Raw genomic sequence first — 14,216 nt, 5'->3', positions numbered from 1 at the left:
GGAACACTACCTTCGCTCCTTTTGTGCGCTTCGAGGTTCCGCCGAGAGCTTGACCGGCCAGCGCACCTTGACATCGCCGCGGCCGTTCATGGGCAGACATTGCCCATGAACCCCGCCGGGCCGCTCGGCTAGCGTCGCGACGGTGGGGAAGCCGGTACTGGAGAAGGGGCAACGCATGCCGGACCCGATTGAAGTGCGCAAGGTGCCGATCGAGAGCGTGACCGACGCCTCCGGGCTGTCCCGGCTCATCGAGGACGGGGTGATCGAGGCGCGCCGGGTGCTCGCGGTGATCGGCAAGACCGAGGGCAACGGCGGCGTCAACGACTACACGCGCATCCTGGCCGACCGGGCCTTCCGCGAGGTCCTGGCCGAGCACGGCCACCCGTCCCCCGAGAGCGTGCCGCTGGTGTGGTCGGGCGGCACCGACGGCGTCCTCAGCCCGCACGCCACCGTCTTCGCCACCACGGCGGACGCGCCGATGAGCGACGAGCCGCGCCTGTCGGTGGGCGTGGCGATGAGCGAGGTGATCCTGCCCGAGGACATCGGCCGTCCGGCGATGGTGGAGAAGGTGGCCGCCGGGGTGCGGGAGGCCATGAAGATCGCCGGCATCGACGACCCGCGCGACGTGCACTACGTGCAGACCAAGACGCCGCTGCTCACCCTGGCCACCATCACCGAGGCCAAAGGCCGCGGCCAGGACACCGCCATCGAGGAGACCGGCCCGTCGATGGACCTGTCCAACTCCACCACCGCGCTGGGCGTCGCCGTCGCGCTCGGCGAGATCGACATGCCGCGGGCCGACCAGATCCACAAGGACCTGTCGCTGTACTCGTCGGTGGCGTCGTGCTCGTCGGGGGTGGAGCTGGACCGGGCGCAGATCGTGCTGGTGGGGAACGTGCGCGGCATCGGCGGGCGCTACCGCATCGGGCACAGCGTCATGCGGGACGCGCTCGACGCCGACGGCATCTGGGCGGCCATCAGGGACTCCGGGCTGCCGCTGCCGGACCGTCCCCACCCCACCGACCTCGGCGGGCGGCTGGTCAACGTGTTCATGAAGTGCGAGGCCGACCCGTCGGGGCGGGTGCGCGGGCGGCGCAACATCATGCTGGACGACTCCGACGTGCACTGGCACCGGCAGATCAAGGCGGCCGTCGGCGGGGTGGCGGCCTCGGTCACCGGCGACCCCGCGGTGTTCGTCTCGGTGGCCGCCGTGCACCAGGGGCCGTCGGGCGGCGGACCGGTCGCGGCCATCGCCGACCTCGGCTGACCCGGCGGGCCTCTGCTGCCCCGGCCGGCCCCGGCTGCCCCGGTGGGCCTCGGTTGACCGGCCGGGCCTCGGCTGATCGGCCGGGCTAGCCGGTCGGCCTCGGCTCGCACCAGGGGAGCACGGTCAGCTCGGGCCAGGCTTCGGCGCAGCGCGCCGCCTTGGCCTCGTAGACCTCGCGCGGCGCCTGCCGGGGGTTGGGACGCAGCACGAGGTTGAAGGCGTCGGCCACGCCGTAGGGGGCGTAGACCCGCCACGCCCCCGACGGGGTGAGCCGGACGCCGATCGCGCTCGTGGTGCTGGGGAAGGAGTCGATCGCGGCCTCGGAGCTGTCGTAGGGCGGGCACGGCACGCCGAAGCGGCGCTCGTACCACAGATGGACGCGGGCCTCGTTGCGGATCTCCACCGGCACGTCGCCGAACAGCTCCCGCCCGGCCCTGATCGCGCGGTCCTCCGCCTCCCACGACAGGTCGGACGGATCGTGATAGATCAGGTCGTAGTCTTTGACGCCGTAGCCCGCCGGACGTCCGGTCACGTGGTTCCAGATCGCCTGGACGACCGCGCCCGCCGCCAGCCACCAGCCGGGCAGGCCGAGCGAGCGGGCTCCGCCGAGCACCCGCACCAGCACCGGGTCGGTCTCCAGCACGGCCCGCACGGCCGCAGTCTGCTCGTCGAGGGGGAGCCGAGAGATCCGCACCGCACCTGTCTAGCAGCCCGCCCCGACAGAACCCCGCCGGAACGCTGACGAGCATCGCGGGAACGCCTCCAGTGCGGCCCCAGTGCGGCTCCAGGAGCGGGGGCGGTGGCGCCCGCGGGTAGTCTCGTTCGTTGTGCCGACCATCCCACAGCCACTCGACCCCGACGACGACGGCAGCGCCGCCCCCGCCGTGGCCGCCGCCCTGGCCGCCTACGAGTCGGGCGCGTGCGGCCCCGCGGACGTGCTGGCCGCCCTGAGCGGCGCGCGGCTGCTGGTGCCGGTGGTCGCCCTGCTGACCGAGTCCGAGGTCGGTGAGCACGGGCTGCGCCAGGAGAAGGAGAGCGAGATGGCGCTGCCCAAGCTCGTCGGCCAGGACGGCAGGCACGCGGTGCTCGCCTTCACCGGCACCGACGCGCTGACCAGATGGCGCAAGGACGCCCGCCCGATCCAGACCGGCACGCTCCAGGTCTGCCGGGCGGCCGTGCACGAGGAGGCCGCCGCGGTCGTGGTCGACGTGGCCGGGCCGGTGCAGTTCGTGATCGAGGGCGAGGTGCTGCGGGCGCTGGCCGCGGTCGAGTCCGGCACCGTCGACCAGCTCGGCGGCGTCACCGTCGCCAGGATGGAGCCCGCCCCGCCCCGCCGCCGCTGGTTCTCCCGCCGAAACAGCTGAACACCGCCCCTCCCGCGAGCCGAACCCCTGCCACCCGCCGGAACGGCTGAACGCCGCTTCTTCAGCGAGCCGGACAAGCCGACGCCCCCGGCCGGTGTCGTCACCGGCCGGGGGCGTTCGCCGGACGTCCTCAGGAGCGGACGTCGTCAGGAGCGGACGTCGTCAGGAGCGGACGTCCTCAGGAGCGGACGTCCTCAGGAGACGGTCAGGTAGAACCCGGTGTCGGCCGCCACGCCGTCGGCGAGCTGGCTGTAGACCGCGACCGCCCGGTAGTGGCCGCCGCAGATCGCCGCCCCGCGCTGCACCGACAGCGAGCGCGGGTAGCTGGACCGGCCCGTCGGCGTCACGTGGATCGCCAGGTCGCCGTCGTAGTCGACGTCCTCGCCGAGGATCACGCAGTACGTCCCGCGGAACATGCGCCTGACCTCCTCGACGTTCTTGCTGGCGGTCACCACGCCGTCCGCCCTGATGGTGGCCGAGGCCTGGGCGTACGGAGTGTCCGCGTACGCCGCCGCGGGCGTCAGGACGGCCGCCGCGACGAGCGCGACGCCGGCGGCGCGCCGGATGATGTTCATATGGGTGCTCCCTCGGTTCTCGGTCAGGAGATGGTCAGGTCGAAGCCGCCGTCGGCGAGCCGGCCGGTGCTGGTGTCGTAGACGCCGACGGTGATGGTGTTGGACTCGTGGCAGGTCGCCGACGAGTTCCGGTAGGCGATGAACGGCAGGCGGCGGGGCGCCCGCGGGGTGATCTGGATCACCGCGGCGGACGTGGTGACGTGCCTGTCGACCATCACGCAGTAGCGGCCGGTCGAGGCCCGCCACGTCTTGAGGATGTTCTTGCCGTTGTTCAGCTCGCCGTCCGCGTCGACGATCGCCGCGGCCCGCGCGTAAGGGGCCTGCAGGTCGGCGTACGCGGCGGGGCCGGTCATGATGAGGCTTGCGGCGCTCAGCGCGAGGCCGCCGGCCAGGATGCCACGGAACATGGGTCTTCCTCTCGGTCACTCTTCCGGGGGGCCACGACAGAAAGTAAGTTCCTGACCACCTCCGGAGCCGCGTGCCACCCCGTCCCGGACGATCAAAGTTCCTTGGGGGATCGCCCCCGAACCCATGACCGCCGGCGTGCGTCGCGGCCCTCCGTCCGGGGCGCGAGGGCCCGCCGAGACGCGGGTTCGCTCTTGGCGCACGCCATACCCGGGCCGCCCGCCGCGATCCCGGGACGGCCGCCCGGTCGCCGCATTAGGGTCTGCTCGTGGTCGCACTGATGGCGCTGCTCGGTCTGGTCGCCGGACACCAGGTCAGGGCGCTGGCCGACGCCTACGACGACCTCGCGTCCCCGCCGTCGTGGCCGCCGGGCGTGGAACTGCTGACCGCCGCAGTGACGGCGCTGACCGCCTGGCTGGCCGGGCCGCCGTACGCGGGGCTCGCGCTGGCCGGCACGGCGCTGGCGGTCATCGACTGGCGGACCACCCTGCTGCCCGACGCGATCACGCTGCCCGCGTACCCGATCATCGCACTGACCCTGCTCCCCACCGGGGAGCTGCCGCGCGCGCTGCTCGGCGCGGCGGCGCTGGCGGCCGTCTACGGCCTGTTGTGGTTCGCCAGGCCGGCCGCGATGGGCCTCGGCGACGTCAAGCTGGCCGGGCTCATCGGCATGGCGGCGGCGGCGATGAGCTGGCAGACGTGGGTGGCCGCCGCGTTCGCCGGTCAGGTGCTCGGCGCGCTGTACGCGGTCGCGCTGCTGCTCACCGGGCGGGGCGACCGGCACACCCAGTTCCCCTTCGGGCCGTTCATGCTGCTCGGTGCTTTCGTGGCGCTCTGTCTCGGCTGGTGAACGACGGACATCCCACCCGGCCGCACGTGGAAGACTTGGAGTCATGTTGCGCTGGTTGACGGCCGGAGAGTCCCACGGCCCCGAACTCGTTGCCATCCTCGAAGGACTGCCCGCCGGGGTCGAGGTGACCACGGCCGCGATCGACGAGGCCCTGCGCCGCCGCAGGCTCGGCTACGGCCGCGGCGCGCGGATGAAGTTCGAGCAGGACCAGGTGACGATCGTCGGCGGCGTGCGCCACGGCCGCACCATGGGCAGCCCGGTCGCCGTCCGCGTCGGCAACACCGAGTGGCCCAAGTGGGAGAAGGTCATGTCGGCCGACCCGGTCGACCCGGCCGAGCTGGAGGGCCTGGCCCGCAACGCGCCGCGGTCCCGCCCCCGCCCCGGCCACGCCGACCTGGCCGGCATGCAGAAGTACGGCTTCGACGACGCCCGCCAGGTGCTCGACCGGGCCAGCGCCCGCGAGACCGCGGCCCGCGTCGCGCTCGGCGAGGTCGCCAGGCGCTTCCTGAAGCAGGCGCTCGGCGTCGACATCGTCAGCCACGTCACCTCCATCGGCGGCGCGCAGACCCCGGCCGAGGTGCTGCCCGGCCCCGGCGACCTGGCCAGGATCGACGAAGACCCGGTCCGCTGCTCCGACCCCGAGGGCAGTGCCGCCATGGTCGCCGTGATCGACCAGGCGCACAAGGAGGGCGACACGCTCGGCGGCGTCGTCGAGGTGCTCGCCTACGGCCTGCCGCCCGGCCTGGGCAGCTACACCCACTGGGACCGCAGGCTCGACTCCCGGCTCGCCGCGGCCCTCATGGGCATCCAGGCGATCAAGGGCGTCGCGGTCGGCGACGGCTTCGAGACCGCCCGCCGGCCCGGCTCGCGCGCCCACGACGAGATCGAGTACACCGCCGAGAACGGCGTCAAGCGCGTCACCAACCGCGCGGGCGGCGTCGAGGGCGGCATGACCAACGGCGAGGTCCTGCGGGTCAGCGCCGCCATGAAGCCCATCTCCACCGTGCCGAGGGCCCTGGCCACGATCGACGTCAAGACCGGCGAGGCGGCCAAGGCCCACCACGAGCGCTCCGACGTGTGCGCCGTCCCGGCCGCGGGCATCGTGGCCGAGGCCATGGTCGCGCTGGTGCTGGCCGACGCGGCCCTGGAGAAGTTCGGCGGCGACTCGGTGGAGGAGGTCGCCCGCAACCTGTCCGGCTACCTCTCCTCGATGGTGATCAAGTGACGGCCGCGCGGAGCGAACGAGAAGGGGTGAGCGACCAGTGACCAGAGCCGTGCTCATCGGGCCGCCCGGATCCGGCAAGACCACGATCGGGCAGCTGCTGGCCGAGCGGCTCGGCGTCGCCTTCCGCGACACCGACGCCGACGTCGAGGCCGTGGCCGGCAAGCCGGTCTCCGACATCTTCGTCGAGGACGGCGAGGCCCGCTTCCGCGAGCTGGAGCACCAGGCCGTGCGCCGCGCGCTGGCCGAGCACGACGGCGTCCTGTCGCTCGGCGGCGGCGCCGTGCTCAACGAGGACACCCAGGCCCTGCTCGCCGGTCACCACGTGGTCTACCTGCAGGTGGGCCTGGCCGACGCGGTCCAGCGGGTCGGGCTCGGCTCGGCCAGGCCGCTGCTCGTGCTCAACCCGCGCAGCCAGCTCAAGAAGCTGATGGAGGAGCGGCGGCCGGTCTACGAGCGTCTGGCCGTGGTCACGCTCGCCACCGACAAGCGCGACCCCGGCGAGCTCGCCGACGAGATCCTGGAGGGCCTGCCGGCATGACCGCGACGCGGATCCCCGTATCCGGCGACAGCCCCTACGACGTCGTGGTGGGCAGCGGCGTGCAGGCCGAGCTGCCGGGCCTGTTCCGGCCGGGCGTGCGCACGGTCGCCGTCGTCCGCCCGCAGGGCCTGCCCGAGCTGGCCCGCCCGGTCCTCGCGGCGCTGGCCGAGGCCGGCTACGAGGTGGCCGACCTGCCCGTCCCCGACGGCGAGGCGTGCAAGACGCCCGAGGTGGCCGCCGGCCTGTGGTCCGCGCTCGGCCGCCACGGCCTGACCCGCTCCGACGCCGTCGTGGGCGTGGGCGGCGGCGCGACGACCGACCTGGCCGGCTTCGTGGCCGGCACCTGGCTGCGCGGCGTGCAGGTCGTGCTCGTGCCGACGACGCTGCTGGCCATGGTCGACGCCGCCGTCGGCGGCAAGAACGGCATCGACACCCCCGAGGGCAAGAACCTGGTGGGCACGTTCCTGCCGCCCGCCGGGGTGCTCTGCGACCTGGCCGTGCTGCCCGGCATGCCGAAGGCCGACTACGTGGCGGGGCTCGCCGAGATCATCAAGGGCGGCTTCATCGCCGACCCGCAGATCCTCACGCTGGTCGAGTCCGACCCCGAGGGGGCCACCCGGCCCGACGGCCCCCACACCCGCGAGCTGATCGAGCGCAAGATCCGCGTCAAGGCCGACGTCGTGGGCGCCGACCTGCGCGAGCAGGGCCTGCGCGAGATCCTCAACTACGGCCACACGCTCGCCCACGCCATCGAGCGCGACGAGCACTACACGATCCGTCACGGCGAGGCGGTCGCCATCGGCATGGTCTACGCCGCCGAGCTGTCCCGGCTGTCCGGCCGCGCCGACCTGACCGCCCGCACCCGCGCGATCCTCACCTCCGTGGGCCTGCCGGTCTCCTACCACGCCGGCGCCTGGCCGCGGCTGCGCGACCACATGCGGCTGGACAAGAAGAACCGGGGCGCCAAGCAGCGTTTCGTCGTCCTCGACGACCTGGCCAGGCCGGGCCGCCTCGAAGACCCCGCCGAAGAACTGCTCGAAGCCGCCTACAAGGAGATCGCGCGATGATCCTCGTGCTCAACGGCCCCAACCTGAGCCGGCTCGGCACCCGCGAGCCCGACGTCTACGGGGCCGAGACGCTGGAGGACCTCGCCGAGCTGTGCCGCGAGACCGGCCGCAAGCTCGGCGAGCAGGTCGAGGTGCGCCAGACCGACGACGAGGCCGAGCTGATCGGCTGGCTGCACGAGGCCGCCGACGGCCGCATCCCCGTCGTGCTCAACCCGGCCGCCTTCACCCACTACTCCTACGCCGTGCGCGACGCCATCGCCCAGCGCACCGCCCCGCTCGTCGAGGTGCACATCAGCAACCCCGCGGCGAGGGAAGAGTTTCGCCACACCTCGGTCGTCGCCGGGGTGGCGACGGGCACGATCGCCGGATTCGGACTACAGTCCTACGTCCTGGCGCTACACGCTATCGCGGAGATGAACAGCAGCTCATGAGGCAATACAAGTCCTTCGTCGCACTCGGGGACAGTTTCACCGAAGGACTGAACGATCCAGGCCCCGACGGGCACTACCGCGGCTGGGCCGACCGGGTCGCCGAACGGCTCGCCGCCGACGACCCGGCGTTCCGCTACGCGAACCTGGCCGTCCGCGGCAAGCTGCTCGACCAGATCGTCACCGAGCAGGTGCCGCGGGCCATCGAGATGGGCCCCGACCTGGTCAGCTTCTGCGCGGGCGGCAACGACCTGCTGCGGCCGGGCAGCGACCCCGACGTGATGGCCAAGCGCCTGGCCCGCGCGGTGCGCGACCTGCGGGCCGGCGGCGCGGACGTGCTGCTGTTCACCGGGGTCGATCCGCGTGACACGCCGCTGATGCGGCGGCTGCGCGGCCGTTTCGCCATCTTCTACCTGCACATCCGCTCCATCGCCGACCTCTACGGCTGCCGGCTGGTCGACCAGTGGTCGATGCAGGGGCTGCGCGACTGGCGGGCCTGGAGCACCGACCGCCTGCACATGAACGAGGACGGCCACCGGCTGGTGGCGGCCCGCGTGCTCGACGTGCTCGGGGTGCCGTTCGACGACTGGCGCAAGGATTGGCCGGAGCGGCTGGTCGACCCGCGGGCGCGGCGCCGCGAGGACGCCCAGTGGATCCGCGAGCACCTGGTGCCGTGGATGTCCCGCCGTCTGCGCGGCACCTCCTCCGGCGACGGCCTCACCCCGAAGCGCCCCGACCTCACCCCGTTCTAGCCGCTCTCCCCGGACCATTCCCGGATCAGGTCCGCTCGGAGGGCGTTCCCCGCGGCCGACGGGGGCCACGGAGTGGGGCAAGGCGGGCTCGCGTGACGGCGGCTCGCCGGTGAAGGGTCAGCGGGCGTTTCCTGGAAGGCCGCCGGCCCCGTACGGCGGGTGGCCTGACCAGGCGGAGCCGTAAGGAAAAGAAGGAAAAGACTGTCGCCTGAAGGGGCCCGCGACGGTCAGGACTCGGTGGACAGGCGCTTGAGCGCGGCGCGGGGGACGGCCGGGTCGGTGGTGCGCCAGAACGGCGGCAACGACCCCAGCAGGAAACCGCTGTACCGGGCCGTGGCCAGGCGCGGGTCGAGGACCGCGATGACGCCCTTGTCGTCCTGCGCGCGCAGCAACCGGCCGGTGCCCTGGGCCAGCAGCAGGGCCGCGTGGTTGGCCGCGACCGCCATGAACCCGTTGCCGCCGCGCGCCGCGACGTGCCGCTGCCGGGCCGAGGTGAGCGGATCGTCGGGACGCGGGAACGGCACCCGGTCGATGATGACCAGCCGCAGCGACGGCCCGGGGACGTCGACCCCCTGCCACAGCGACAACGTGCCGAACAGGCAGGTCGGCTCGTCCTCGGCGAACTGCTTGACCAGCAGCATGGTCGAGTCGTCGCCCTGGCACAGCAGCGGCACGTCGAGCCGCTCGCGCAGCGCCTCCGTGGCGGCCTTGGCGGCGCGCATCGAGGAGAACAGCCCCAGCGTGCGCCCGCCGGCCGCCTCGATGAGCTCGGTGATCTCGTCGAGATACTGCTGCGGCAGCCCGTCGCGGCCCGGCTGGGGGAGGTGTTTGGCGACGTAGAGGATGCCGGCGCGCGGGTGGTCGAACGGCGAGCCGACGTCGATGCCCTGCCAGCGCTTGCTGTCGCCCAGCCCCCACTGCGCGGCCAGCCCGTCGAACGTGCCGCCGAGGGCGAGCGTGGCGGAGGTGAGCACCACCGTGCGCTCGCCGAACAGCCGGTCGCGCAGCATGCCGCTCACGCTCAGCGGCGCGACCCGCAACATGGGCGGACGGCGGTCGGTGGCGCCGTCGAGCCAGACCACCTCGGCGCGGTCGGCCTCGGAGGCGTGGCCGTAGGCGTCGAGCATGCGCACGGCGGTGTCGTGCACCTCGTCGAGCGCGGTGAAGGCGGCCTTGCGCTGGCCGGCCTTGTCGGGGTCGTCCTTGTCGGCGTTGCGCGGGCCCATGGCAGTGATACAGCGCCAGGCCGTGTCGCGGATGAGCTGCAAGGTGAGGCCGAGCACCTGCGGCAGCTCGTCGATGCGGCCGGGCGGGGCGGCGGCCAGCAGCGCCTTGAGGTCTTCGCCCGCCTCCATGAGCTGGTCGGCGAGCGGCTGCTCGATCAGCCGGCCGACGCGGCGCACGGCCAGCATCACCGACGCCTCCGACAGCTCGCTGGTGACCACCGAGGTCACCCGGTCGACCAGCTCGTGGGCCTCGTCGACGACCACGACCTCGTGCTCGGGCAGCACCGGCAGGTCGCCCATGGCGTCGATGGCCAGCAGCGCGTGGTTGGTCACCACGACGTCGACCTCGCCCGCGCGCGCCCTGGCCAGCTCGGCGAAGCACTCGGGGCCGCTCGGGCAGCGGGTGGCGCCCAGGCACTCCTGCGCGCTCACCGAGAACTGCCGCCAGGCCTGCTCGCTCACGCCGGGAACCAGCTCGTCGCGGTCGCCCGTCTCGGTCTCGTCGGCCCACTCCTGGATGCGCTGGACCATGCGGCCGGTCGCGCTCACCTCGCGCGGGTCGAAGAGCTGGTCCTGCTCGTCGTCCTCGGGCCAGCCCGCCGTCGCCTTGTAGCGGCACAGGTAGTTGCGCCGGCCCTTGAGAATGGCGAACGTCGGCTCGTGCGGCAGCTCCTTGCCCAGGGCCTCGGCCAGCCGGGGCAGGTCGCGGTCGACGAGCTGGCGCTGCAGCGCGATGGTGGCCGTGGAGATCACGACGGGGGAGTCGCTGTCCATGGCGTGCCGGATCGAGGGCACCAGGTACGCCAGCGACTTGCCGGTGCCCGTGCCCGCCTGGACGGCCAGGTGCTCCTCGTCGTCGATGGCCTTCTGGACGGCCTTGACCATGGTGACCTGGCCCTGCCGTTCGCTCCCTCCGAGAGCGCCGACCGCGATGCTGAGCAGTTCGTCCACTGACGGGAGATGGGAGTCCGGCACGGTCGTCAACGGTACCCGCAATCCCGGGCCGACGCGCCGGGACGCCCTGTGTCCGGCCATGCGCATCCCGGCGTTCGCGGGCTCCCCGCGGGACTCGCGTGGCACACTGTCGAGCGGAACTTCAACTGGTCAGGAAGATCTTGCTGGTGTGATCAATGGGGTTCACGGTCTCGATGGTGAGAGCGGTTAGGTAGGGTTTTCCGGGGTTGAGTGGACGAATAAAGGCTGGTTAAAGCAGTATGTCTGCCATGTCGGAAGTTGTCCCGTTGCCGTCGTTCGGCGAAGTCTTCTTCGATGCACGAGGTCAGGAGCGGTGCCTCCGGGTCACGTGGCATGAGGGCACACTCGTCCTCAGCCTGTGGCGAGGGGAGATGTGCACAGCGAGCTTCCGCATGCCGATGGAGGACGTCGGCAGGCTGCTCGACACGCTCGACGACGGCTACGCCGAGGCCACGGGCGAGCAGCCCGCGGTGCCCGCGGCCGATCCGGGCACCGAGGTCATGCCGGGCACCGGCACGTACCACCGGCCGCCCCAGCACGCCCAGCAGCAGCCTCCGCCGCCCGCGCTCGACGAGCGGCCCACCGCGTCGCTGTCGCCCAACGACGTGCTGGTCGCGCGTGGCCCCGCGCCGCAGGACAAACTGGTGGCCTCCTACAGCGAGACCACCGGCCCCCGGGAGACGCCGTCGTACGGCGAGCGCAGCCCCTTCACCGGCCCCCAGTACGTCGAGCAGCCCACCGCCCAGTACCCCGGCGACCCGCACAGCGGCCCCCAGTACACCGGCGACCCGTTCAGCGGCCCGCAGTACACGGGCGATCCGCTGAGCGGCCCGCAGTACACGGGCGACGCCTTCAGCGGCCCCCAGTACACCGGCGACCCGCTGAGCGGCCCCCAGTACGCCGGCGACCCCTTCACCGGCCCCCAGTACGTCGAGAGCAGCGAGCCCGTCTACCAGCTGCCCGCCGACCAGCGCCGCCCGGCGCCGCTGAGCACCGACCCGCTCGGCTTCCCGTCGCAGGCCGCCGACCCCTACCCGCCGGCCCAGCAGTACTCCCCGGACTCGTACGGGTCCTACCAGCAGCCGCCGTCCCAGCCCCAGCCTCAGCAGCCTCCGGCGCAGCCGCAGAGCACGGCCGGGCTCGGCACGCCCATGCACGGCATCCCCGGCGCGGGCCGCAGGCACAATCCCGCGCCCGCCCAGGACTCCTACCGCGCGGCCGACACCTACCAGGGCTACCAGCAGCCCGCGCAGCCCAACCCGGTGGACCCGCTGCTGGCGCTCGGCCGCCAGGAGTACCCGCCGCAGTCGTCCGACCCGAACATGGGCCGTCCGTACGTGACGGACCCCCTGTTCTCGACCGGCGAACGCCTGCGCCCCGACCAGCAGCAGGACTACGGCGACGGGCGCGACCGCCGGGAGTGGTGACAACCTCCTCCCGCCCGCCGGGTACGCTCTCGGCATCCACCCCGGCGAGCTGGAGGAACGTCGTTGAACCCGACCATGGGCCTGCAACTGCTGCTGATGGCCGGTGGCGCGGTCGCGGTCGCGGCGGTGGCACGGCGGCGGGGCTGGCCGGCCCCGCTGTTGCTGGTCGCGGCCGGCCTGCTGGTCTCGCCGCTGGTGCCGGCGGTGCCGTTGCAGCCCGAGCTGGTGCTGTTCGTGTTCCTGCCGCCGCTGCTCTACTCGGCCGCGCTCGACAGCTCCTACCTGCGCCTGCGTGACGTCAAGCGGGCCGTGGCGCTGCTGTCGATCGGCCTGGTGCTGTTCACCACGGCCGTGGTGGGGCTGGTCGTCCACCTGCTGCTGCCGCAGCTCCCGCTGGCCGCCGCCTTCGCGCTCGGCGCGATCATCGCGCCGCCCGACGCCGTGGCGGCCGTCGCCGTGGGCAGGCGGCTCGGGCTGCCGCGCAAGTCGCTGACGATCCTCATCGGCGAGAGCCTGTTCAACGACGCCACGGCGCTGACGGCCTACCGGGTGGCCATCGGGGCGGCCGTGGGCGGCAGCATCGACCTGTTCCAGGGCGTGGCGCAGTTCCTGTTCGCGGCGCTCGGCGGCGTGGCGATCGGGCTGGCGCTGGCGTTCGTGTTCGCCTGGGTGTTCCAGCACACCCGCGACTCGCTGGTCGAGAACACGCTGATGCTGCTGATCCCGTTCGCGGCCTACCTCGCGGCCGAGTCCGTGCACGTCTCCGGGCTCGGGCCCGAGCCGGTGCACGCCTCGGGCGTGATCTCCGTCGTGGTCGTCGGCCTCTACCTGGGCAACCGCATGCACCAGCGGGGGTTCGGCACCCGGCTGGTGTCCGACGCGGTGTGGAAGGTCACCGACTTCTTCCTGGAGTCGATCGTCTTCGCGCTCATCGGGCTGCAGCTCGTGACCGTGGTCAAGGGCATCACCGGCTACGGCCCCTGGCAGGTCGCCGGCTACGCGCTGGCGGTGCTCGCGGTGACGATCGTGTCCAGGTTCGTGTGGGTGTTCGCCTTCACCCCGCTGGTCAAGCTCGTCCGGCGGGGCCCGGCGCCCAGCCCGCAGCAGACGGTGATCCTGGGCTGGGCCGGCATGCGGGGCGTGGTGTCGCTCGCGGCGGCGTTCTCCATCCCGCCGGAGATCCCGGCCCGCGACCGGGCCATGCTGCTGTTCCTGACGTTCACCACGGTGATCGGCACCCTGCTGATCCAGGGCATGACGTTCCCCGCGCTGATCAGGAAGCTGCGCGTGTCGAGCGAGCAGGAGCGCTACGAGGACACGCTGGCCGAGGCGGCCGCCCAGCAGGCCGCGCTGGAGGCGGGCCTGGCCGAGCTCGAACGGCTGGTCGAGCAGGAGGGCGAGCCCGACGAGATCAAGAAGCAGGTCGTCGACCAGCTCAGGCAGAAGTCGTGGCGGCGGTCGCTGACCGCGTGGGAACGCCTGGGCGGCGGCACCGCGCAGGGCGGCGCCGAGACCCCCAGCAGCATCTACCGGCGGCTGCGCCGTGACATGCTCACGGCCGAGCGCGAGGTGTTCGTCCGCCTGCGCGACGAGCGCCGCCTCGACGACGAGGTGCTGCGCGAGGTGATGGCCCAGCTCGACTTCGAGGAGGCCATCCTCGAACGCTGACCCCGACGGGCGCCGCCCGCGCAGGGCAGGTCAGCCCATCTGGTTGTCCACGAAGCACCAGCGCCAGCTCTCGCCCGGTTCGAACGACTGGATCACCGGGTGCGTGGTCGCGTGGAAGTGCTTGGTCGCGTGCTTGTTGGGCGAGGAGTCGCAGCAGCCGATGTGGCCGCACTCCAGGCAGCGCCGCAGGTGGACCCATCGGCTGCCGCTGGCCAGGCACTCCTCGCAGCCCTCTGGGGTCTTCGCCGCCGGGTCGTCGGCCTGGGAAAGATGCTCGCACATTGCCATGAATCAGATCCTAGGACCCGGCCTCCGATGCTTCCGCGCTGACCTCATGTCCAGGCTCTGACCTGCGAGAACAGTGTGCGTGCCGGGCCTTCGGCGCAGGAGGTCTGCGCGGTTCGCGGGGTGGTCGATCAGACTCTTCTCAGGGGGGCCGCGCTCAGGGG

General features: G+C 72.8%; 15 protein-coding genes. 10 read left to right on the top strand and 5 right to left on the bottom strand.

What is annotated here, in order from left to right:
* Window positions 1-175 precede the first annotated feature (175 nt).
* Complete coding sequence (locus AB0J46_RS08500; protein ID WP_364328249.1) at window positions 176-1,267, top strand: ring-opening amidohydrolase; 1,092 nt, start codon at window positions 176-178, stop codon at window positions 1,265-1,267.
* Between the two features lie 85 nt (window positions 1,268-1,352).
* Here the strand turns inward: AB0J46_RS08500 and AB0J46_RS08495 are convergent, their stop codons facing one another.
* Window positions 1,353-1,961, bottom strand: a complete 609-nt coding sequence (locus AB0J46_RS08495; RefSeq protein ID WP_364328246.1) for a nucleotidyltransferase family protein — start codon at window positions 1,959-1,961, stop codon at window positions 1,353-1,355.
* 133 nt (window positions 1,962-2,094) lie between these two features.
* On the opposite strand from AB0J46_RS08495, the gene AB0J46_RS08490 reads away from it, so the two are divergent.
* Window positions 2,095-2,631: an SseB family protein gene (locus tag AB0J46_RS08490; RefSeq protein ID WP_364328243.1), complete on the top strand. Its 537-nt coding sequence runs from the start codon at window positions 2,095-2,097 to the stop codon at window positions 2,629-2,631.
* 194 nt (window positions 2,632-2,825) lie between these two features.
* Here the strand turns inward: AB0J46_RS08490 and AB0J46_RS08485 are convergent, their stop codons facing one another.
* Together AB0J46_RS08485 and AB0J46_RS08480 are read right to left on the bottom strand one after the other, a co-directional pair.
* The gene (locus tag AB0J46_RS08485) at window positions 2,826-3,206 is read right to left on the bottom strand and encodes a hypothetical protein (RefSeq protein WP_364328240.1); all 381 of its coding nucleotides are present in this window, start codon (window positions 3,204-3,206) and stop codon (window positions 2,826-2,828) included.
* A 23-nt stretch (window positions 3,207-3,229) separates the two neighbouring features.
* Window positions 3,230-3,613 (bottom strand): hypothetical protein, encoded by a 384-nt coding sequence (locus AB0J46_RS08480; protein WP_352363953.1) that lies wholly within the window; start codon window positions 3,611-3,613, stop codon window positions 3,230-3,232.
* Between the two features lie 266 nt (window positions 3,614-3,879).
* Here AB0J46_RS08480 and AB0J46_RS08475 point away from each other — a divergent pair, with 266 nt between their 5' ends.
* From AB0J46_RS08475 to AB0J46_RS08450, 6 genes are read left to right on the top strand one after another with little or no spacing between them, the layout of a single operon-like run.
* A complete protein-coding gene (locus AB0J46_RS08475) occupies window positions 3,880-4,461 on the top strand; it encodes an A24 family peptidase (protein WP_364328237.1) in 582 nt (193 codons plus the stop codon).
* Between the two features lie 43 nt (window positions 4,462-4,504).
* Entirely contained in the window at window positions 4,505-5,686 is a 1,182-nt protein-coding gene (aroC, locus tag AB0J46_RS08470) for a chorismate synthase (protein WP_364328234.1), read from the top strand.
* 37 nt (window positions 5,687-5,723) lie between these two features.
* Window positions 5,724-6,224 (top strand): shikimate kinase, encoded by a 501-nt coding sequence (locus AB0J46_RS08465; protein ID WP_358284966.1) that lies wholly within the window; start codon window positions 5,724-5,726, stop codon window positions 6,222-6,224.
* On the top strand, window positions 6,221-7,291 hold the full coding sequence (aroB, locus tag AB0J46_RS08460; protein ID WP_364328231.1) for a 3-dehydroquinate synthase: 1,071 nt from the start codon (window positions 6,221-6,223) through the stop codon (window positions 7,289-7,291). Before AB0J46_RS08465 ends, aroB begins: the two co-directional genes overlap by 4 nt.
* The gene (gene aroQ / locus AB0J46_RS08455) at window positions 7,288-7,722 is read left to right on the top strand and encodes a type II 3-dehydroquinate dehydratase (RefSeq protein ID WP_352363963.1); all 435 of its coding nucleotides are present in this window, start codon (window positions 7,288-7,290) and stop codon (window positions 7,720-7,722) included. The genes aroB and aroQ overlap by 4 nt, the downstream gene beginning before the upstream one ends.
* A complete protein-coding gene (locus AB0J46_RS08450; protein WP_358284970.1) occupies window positions 7,719-8,471 on the top strand; it encodes an SGNH/GDSL hydrolase family protein in 753 nt (250 codons plus the stop codon). Before aroQ ends, AB0J46_RS08450 begins: the two co-directional genes overlap by 4 nt.
* Window positions 8,472-8,698: 227 nt before the next feature.
* Here AB0J46_RS08450 and AB0J46_RS08445 read toward each other — a convergent pair whose 3' ends face one another.
* Window positions 8,699-10,672, bottom strand: coding sequence for an ATP-dependent DNA helicase (locus AB0J46_RS08445; RefSeq protein WP_364328227.1), 1,974 nt, complete (start codon window positions 10,670-10,672; stop codon window positions 8,699-8,701).
* 392 nt (window positions 10,673-11,064) lie between these two features.
* Here AB0J46_RS08445 and AB0J46_RS08440 point away from each other — a divergent pair, with 392 nt between their 5' ends.
* Both AB0J46_RS08440 and AB0J46_RS08435 read left to right on the top strand, forming a co-directional pair.
* Window positions 11,065-12,099: a hypothetical protein gene (locus AB0J46_RS08440; RefSeq protein WP_364328224.1), complete on the top strand. Its 1,035-nt coding sequence runs from the start codon at window positions 11,065-11,067 to the stop codon at window positions 12,097-12,099.
* 63 nt (window positions 12,100-12,162) lie between these two features.
* Entirely contained in the window at window positions 12,163-13,767 is a 1,605-nt protein-coding gene (locus AB0J46_RS08435; protein ID WP_364328221.1) for a Na+/H+ antiporter, read from the top strand.
* A gap of 30 nt (window positions 13,768-13,797) precedes the next feature.
* On the opposite strand, the gene AB0J46_RS08430 is transcribed toward AB0J46_RS08435, so the two are convergent.
* A complete protein-coding gene (locus tag AB0J46_RS08430; protein ID WP_358284978.1) occupies window positions 13,798-14,055 on the bottom strand; it encodes a UBP-type zinc finger domain-containing protein in 258 nt (85 codons plus the stop codon).
* Between the last annotated feature and the right edge of the window lie 161 nt (window positions 14,056-14,216).

Origin of the sequence: Nonomuraea sp. NPDC049758, assembly GCF_040674635.1 — a bacterium.
Taxonomy (GTDB): Bacteria; Actinomycetota; Actinomycetes; order Streptosporangiales; family Streptosporangiaceae; genus Nonomuraea.
Note: the sequence above shows the minus strand (reverse complement) of the source record. Positions and strands in the feature narration are given on the sequence as shown.

Bases quoted from the DNA above. Each gene is read 5' to 3' on its own strand.
- aroB (WP_364328231.1), top strand. From the start codon at position 6,221: ATGACCGCGACGCGGATCCCCGTATCCGGCGACAGCCCCTACGACGTC.
- AB0J46_RS08430 (WP_358284978.1), bottom strand. From the start codon at position 14,055: ATGGCAATGTGCGAGCATCTTTCCCAGGCCGACGACCCGGCGGCGAAG.
- AB0J46_RS08480 (WP_352363953.1), bottom strand. From the start codon at position 3,613: ATGTTCCGTGGCATCCTGGCCGGCGGCCTCGCGCTGAGCGCCGCAAGC.
- AB0J46_RS08450 (WP_358284970.1), top strand. From the start codon at position 7,719: ATGAGGCAATACAAGTCCTTCGTCGCACTCGGGGACAGTTTCACCGAA.
- AB0J46_RS08440 (WP_364328224.1), top strand. From the start codon at position 11,065: ATGCCGATGGAGGACGTCGGCAGGCTGCTCGACACGCTCGACGACGGC.
- AB0J46_RS08500 (WP_364328249.1), top strand. From the start codon at position 176: ATGCCGGACCCGATTGAAGTGCGCAAGGTGCCGATCGAGAGCGTGACC.
- aroQ (WP_352363963.1), top strand. From the start codon at position 7,288: ATGATCCTCGTGCTCAACGGCCCCAACCTGAGCCGGCTCGGCACCCGC.
- AB0J46_RS08485 (WP_364328240.1), bottom strand. From the start codon at position 3,206: ATGAACATCATCCGGCGCGCCGCCGGCGTCGCGCTCGTCGCGGCGGCC.
- aroC (WP_364328234.1), top strand. From the start codon at position 4,505: ATGTTGCGCTGGTTGACGGCCGGAGAGTCCCACGGCCCCGAACTCGTT.